Origin of the sequence: Streptomyces sp. A012304 (assembly GCF_026008495.1) — a bacterium.
Taxonomy (GTDB): domain Bacteria; phylum Actinomycetota; class Actinomycetes; order Streptomycetales; family Streptomycetaceae; genus Streptomyces.
This window is the reverse complement of the sequence record NZ_BQUN01000112.1, coordinates 155,303-160,806: the sequence shown is the minus strand read 5'-3', so window position 1 is coordinate 160,806 and position 5,504 is coordinate 155,303. Positions and strand designations below refer to the sequence as shown.

Below are 5,504 nucleotides of genomic sequence, written 5' to 3'. Positions count from 1 at the left end.
GAGAACGGCCGCCCGCTGAGCATCGACGAATCGACGGAGGCATGACCGCACCGCCGCACGAGGCCCGCCCGACCGGCCCGGGGCGCGCGCTGCCCGACACACAGCAGGGCATGCGCCGCCGCAACCTGGCGCGGGTGATGCACGCCGTCAGCGCCGAGGGGCCGCTCTCCCGGGCGGCGGTCGCCTCACGCATCGGCCTGACCCGCGCGGCGGTGTCGACCCTCGTCGACGAGCTCATACGCACCGGTCTGCTCGAGGAACTCGGCCCCGAGCGGCCGGGCCGGGTGGGCCGGCCCGGCTCGGCGCTCGCCGTCAGCGGACGGGGCCCGGCCGGGATCGGCGCCGAGGTCGGCGTCGACCACCTCGCGGTCTGCGCCGTCGACCTGCGCGGCGAGGTACGGGCGCGCGCCGAGCGGCACGGCACGAACCGGGGCCGCTCCCCCGGGCCGGTGGTGGCCGAGCTGACCCGGCTGGTGCGCGAGGTCGTCGCCGAGGCCGAGGGCATGGGCCTGTGGCCGGCCGGGCTCGCCGTGGCCGTGCCGGGGCTGGTGGCCCGTGACGGCCACACCGTCGTCCGCGCCCCGAACCTCGACTGGCACGACGTCGACCTGGGCGCGCTGCTGCCCCGCGACTTCCCGCTGACCGTGGACAACGAGGCGAACTTCGGTGGCCTGGCCGAGCTGTGGCTCGGCGCGGACGCCGCACGGGACTTCCTGCACGTCTCGGCCGAGATCGGCATCGGCGCCGCGCTGGTGGTGGACGGCAGCCTGTTGCGCGGCACCCGTGGTTTCGCGGGCGAGCTGGGACATGTGCCGGTCCGCCCCGACGGACCGGCGTGCGTGTGCGGCGGCCGCGGCTGCCTGGAGCAGTACGCGGGCGAGGAGGCCGTGCTGCGCGCGGCGGGGCTGGAACCGGGCGAGGACCGCGTCGGACTGCTCGCCGGGCGCGCCGCGGACGGCGACGAGGACGTACGGCGGGCTCTGCGGGACGCGGGCACCGCCCTGGGGGTCGCCCTGACCGGAGCGCTCAATCTGCTGGACCCGGAGAGCGTGGTGCTCGGCGGTGCCCTCGCGGGCCTGGCACCCTGGCTGCTGCCGTCGCTCGAGGCGGAACTGGCCCGGCGCACCACGGGCCCGCCCTGCCCGGTGACCGTCTCGCCGCTGGGCCCCGAGGGCCCGCTGCTGGGGGCCGCGCACTCCGTGGTGCGGGCCGTGCTGGACGATCCGGCGGCGGTTGCGGGCCGAGTCTGAGGGAGTACGGGTGCGCGGCCCGGACGGCTCGCTGGCCCGACGCTCGGTCGAATGCGCTGACACCCGACGCTCCGTCAGATCCCCCGAAGATCTGACGAACCGTCAATCAGCTGATGGAAGCCGCGGGCTGCCGGCTGGGGGCCGCAACACGCCGGAACCGCAGCCCCCGTCGCATCGGCCTGCCGAGCCGGAACTCCTCGTTCGAGTGGAGGAGTTGTCCACAGTCCGGTGCTCGTCCACCGAAGCAGGCCGTGCCCCTCCGCCCTACGCTCGGGCACCGTAACGTGATCCACCCGGGCGTGTTCCACCCTCGGAAAGGCGGCTTCCCTTGGACCGAGCAAGACCCCTCCCCGACCGGCGGCGGATCCTGAAGGGCGCCGCGCTCGCCGTCGTGCCGTACGCGTTGCTCCCCGACGCGCGGGCCGGTGCGCAGGCGCGGACCGGCGACCATCCGTTCGCCGAGTGGGAGCCCGCGACCCCCTCCAACCGCACGACAGCGAACCGCCCCGCGACCCACGCCGTCGACCGTGTCGTCATCCACGTCACCCAGACCACGTACGCCAAGACCCTGGGCATCTTCCAGAACCCGAAGAAGAGGGTGTCCGCGCACTACGTGGTGCGCTCCGTCGACGGGCACGTGGCGCAGTGCGTGCGCGAGGCCGACATCGCCTGGCACGCGGGGAACTGGGAGTACAACATCCGCAGCATCGGCATCGAACACGAAGGGTGGGTGGACCGGCCGGCCTACTTCACCGACGCCCTCTACGAGCGGTCCGCCCGGCTGACGGCCTCGGTCTGCGACCGGTACGGCATTCCCAAGGACCGGGCGCACATCATCGGCCACCACGAGGTGCCGGGCACCGACCACACCGATCCCGGCCCGAACTGGGACTGGAGCCGGTACCTGCGGCTGGTGCACGGCGCCCGGCGGTGAGCGGATTCCCGCCTTTGCGGCGACCGCGTCCGAGAGGTTGTCGGCACGCGCACCCGGAGTGACGATAGCCCCAGCCGCATCGCCTTCCGGGAGGCCGAGTTGACCGATCCCTGGGTGGCCCTGGAGCCGGGGGCCGACCCTGCCGAGCGTGTACGGGTACTGCGGCGGGCGCACGAGACGTTCACCGAGGCCGGCACCGTGCCGAGGCCGGTGCGGGCGGTGGTGGCCGACTCGTGGCGGCGTTCCGCCCGGGCCGGCGTCGGGCCCGACGGCACCGCGTGCGTGGAGCTGACGGACGGCGACCTCGGTGCCTACCGGGCGGAGCATCCGCTGGCGCGGGTGATGCCGTTGTTCCGTGAGCTGATGGGCACGTTCGCCGCGGACGGCGAGCACCTCCTCGCGGTGTGCGACGCGCACGGCAGGCTGCTGTGGGTCGAGGGTCACCCGGCGACGCGGCGCAGGGCGGGGCTGATGAACTTCGTGCCGGGTGCCCGGTGGGCGGAGAGCGCGGTCGGGACCAACGCGCCGGGTACGGCGGTGGCCGTCGACCGGCCGGTGCAGGTGTTCGCGGCCGAGCACTTCATCCGGCGGGTGCAGCCGTGGACGTGCGCGGCGGCGCCGGTGCACGATCCGCGGACCGGGCGGGTGCTGGGCGCGGTCGACATCACCGGCGGCGACGGGCTCGCGCATCCGCACAGCCTGGGCTTCGTGCAGGCGGTGGCGCGGGCCGCGGAATCCCATCTGGCGCTGCTCGCCCCCGCGCGGCCGGGGCCGGACACGCCGGAGCTGAGCGTGCTGGGCAGGGACGAGGCGGGTCTGAGCGTCGGTGGCCGCAGGGTCAGGCTCAGCCGTCGGCACAGCGAGATCCTGGTGCTGCTGGCCGGGCACCCGGAGGGCCTGACCGGGGACGAGCTGCTGTGCGCGCTGTACGAGGACGAGTCGGTGACGCCGGTGACGTTGCGGGCCGAACTCGCCCGGCTGCGTGGGGTCCTCGGGCCCGGACTGCTGGCCTCGCGCCCCTACCGGCTGACGGTGCCCGTCGAGTCGGACATCTCGGTCGTCGAACGGCGGCTGGCGGCGGGGGCGGTCACGGCCGCCGTGGCGGCGTACGCCGGGCCGCTGCTGCCGGCGTCACGGGCTCCGGCGGTCGTACGGCTGCGGCACCGACTCGCCGACGGTCTGCGGGCCGCGCTGATCGCCGGCCGTGACCCCGACCTGCTGGCGGACTGGGCGCACACGCCGTGGGGTGAGGACGACCTCGGCGTGTGGCGGGCGCTCGCGGCGGCCCGTCCGACGGCCGCGGTACGGGCTCGGCTGGCCGCGCTGGAATCGGAGCTGGCGGCACCGACGGGGTGGGCGCGCGACCGGGCCGGCCTCGCCTGAACACAGCCGCACGACCAGGCCAGGCCTCGCCCGGACACAGCCGCACGATCGGGCCAGGACTCGGCGGAGGTGCTCGCGCGGCACGCAACGTACCTGCAACGTGTCGCGTCCTAGCGTCCCGCCCAGAGCTGCCCAACGGCGGGCAGCGTTGCTGAGGGAGGCTGGCCCGAATGACCCGTTACGCGGCGCCCGGAACCGACGGCGCGATCGTCTCCTACCAGACGCGTTACGACCACTTCATCGGCGGGGAGTACGTGCCTCCGGCTCGCGGGCAGTACTTCGAGAACCCGTCTCCGGTGAACGGGAAGCCGTTCACCGAGGTGGCGCGCGGCACGGCGGAGGACGTGGAACGGGCGCTGGACGCGGCGCACGCGGCCGCGCCGGGCTGGGGCCGTACGTCGGCGACCGAGCGCTCCGACATCCTGCTGAAGATCGCCGACCGCATGGAGGCGTATCTGGAGCCCCTCGCCGTCGCGGAGAGCTGGGAGAACGGCAAGCCGGTCCGTGAGACGCTCGCCGCGGACATCCCCCTGGCGATCGACCACTTCCGCTACTTCGCCGGCGCGGTCCGCGGGCAGGAGGGCTCACTCAGCGAACTCGACGACGACACGGTGGCGTACCACTTCCACGAGCCGCTCGGGGTGGTCGCCCAGATCATCCCGTGGAACTTCCCGATCCTGATGGCGACGTGGAAGCTCGCGCCGGCCCTCGCCGCGGGCAACGCGGTCGTCATCAAGCCGGCCGAGCAGACACCCGTCTCGCTGCACTACTGGATGAGCCTGGTGGCCGACCTGCTGCCGCCGGGCGTGGTGAACATCGTCAACGGCTTCGGCGAGGAGGCGGGCAAGCCGCTCGCGTCCAGCCCGCGGGTGGCGAAGGTCGCGTTCACCGGTGAGACGTCGACGGGCCGGCTGATCATGCGGTACGCCGCGGAGAACCTGAAGCCGGTCACGCTGGAACTCGGCGGCAAGTCGCCGAACATCTTCTTCGACGACGTGTGGGAGAAGGACGACGACCTGCGCGACAAGGCCCTGGAAGGCTTCACGATGTTCGCGCTGAACCAGGGCGAGGTGTGCACCTGCCCGTCGCGCGGCCTCATCCAGAGCGGCAACTACCCCGACTTCCTGGCGGCGGCCGTCGCCCGCACCGAGCTGATCAAGCCCGGGCACCCCCTCGACACCGACACGATGATCGGCGCGCAGGCGTCCGGCGACCAGCTCGCGAAGATCCTCTCCTACATCGACATCGGCCGACAGGAGGGCGCCAAGATCCTCACCGGCGGCGAACGCGCCGAATACGACGGCGAGTTGAAGGGCGGCTACTACGTCCAACCGACGATCTTCGAGGGCGACAACCGCATGCGGATCTTCCAGGAGGAGATCTTCGGCCCGGTCGTCTCGGTGGCCTCGTTCGACGACTTCGACGACGCCATCAAGATCGCCAACGACACGTCGTACGGCCTCGGGGCGGGCGTGTGGACGCGGGACATCAACACCGCGTACCGGGCCGGCCGGGCGATCCAGGCGGGTCGCGTCTGGACGAACTGCTACCACGCCTACCCGGCCCACGCGGCGTTCGGCGGCTACAAGCAGTCGGGGATCGGCCGTGAGACGCACAAGATGATGCTGGAGCACTACCAGCAGACGAAGAACCTCCTGGTCTCGTACTCGCCGAAGAAGCTGGGCTTCTTCTAGGCGTAGAAAAAGGGCGCCTGACCTGGGGGTTTCACCCGTCGGGCGCCCTTCGCTCAACCCGCTCTCGACCGAGCCCGGCTTGCGCGCTAACTCGCAATTCCTCCCACGCCTGCACCTCTTCTGACCAGTGCGTCCGGACCAGTCACGGACCAAATCCCGGTCCAGCCCTCGGGTACGTCACCTTGACTGACGCGCTGCCACTCGTTCATGGACTGCTCGATGAGACGGTTCGCCTGCTCTCGA

General features: G+C 72.8%; 4 protein-coding genes. All 4 read left to right on the top strand.

Annotated features, from left to right (window positions below; genetic code table 11):
• The first annotated feature begins 41 nt into the window (after positions 1 to 41).
• The 4 genes from ALMP_RS29435 to ALMP_RS29420 all read left to right on the top strand — a co-directional run bounded on the left by ALMP_RS29435 (position 42) and on the right by ALMP_RS29420 (position 5,261).
• Positions 42 to 1,250 (top strand): ROK family transcriptional regulator, encoded by a 1,209-nt coding sequence (locus ALMP_RS29435; protein ID WP_264933721.1) that lies wholly within the window; start codon positions 42 to 44, stop codon positions 1,248 to 1,250.
• Positions 1,251 to 1,578: 328 nt separating this feature from the next.
• Positions 1,579 to 2,184 (top strand): N-acetylmuramoyl-L-alanine amidase, encoded by a 606-nt coding sequence (locus ALMP_RS29430; RefSeq protein WP_264933720.1) that lies wholly within the window; start codon positions 1,579 to 1,581, stop codon positions 2,182 to 2,184.
• Between the two features lie 99 nt (positions 2,185 to 2,283).
• On the top strand, positions 2,284 to 3,567 hold the full coding sequence (locus tag ALMP_RS29425) for a GAF domain-containing protein (protein ID WP_264933719.1): 1,284 nt from the start codon (positions 2,284 to 2,286) through the stop codon (positions 3,565 to 3,567).
• Positions 3,568 to 3,737: 170 nt separating this feature from the next.
• A complete protein-coding gene (locus ALMP_RS29420; protein ID WP_264933717.1) occupies positions 3,738 to 5,261 on the top strand; it encodes an aldehyde dehydrogenase family protein in 1,524 nt (507 codons plus the stop codon).
• Positions 5,262 to 5,504: the final 243 nt, after the last annotated feature.

Excerpts from the sequence above, each read along its gene's own strand:
- ALMP_RS29435 (WP_264933721.1), top strand. The coding sequence starts at position 42 with ATGACCGCACCGCCGCACGAGGCCCGCCCGACCGGCCCGGGGCGCGCG.
- ALMP_RS29420 (WP_264933717.1), top strand. The coding sequence starts at position 3,738 with ATGACCCGTTACGCGGCGCCCGGAACCGACGGCGCGATCGTCTCCTAC.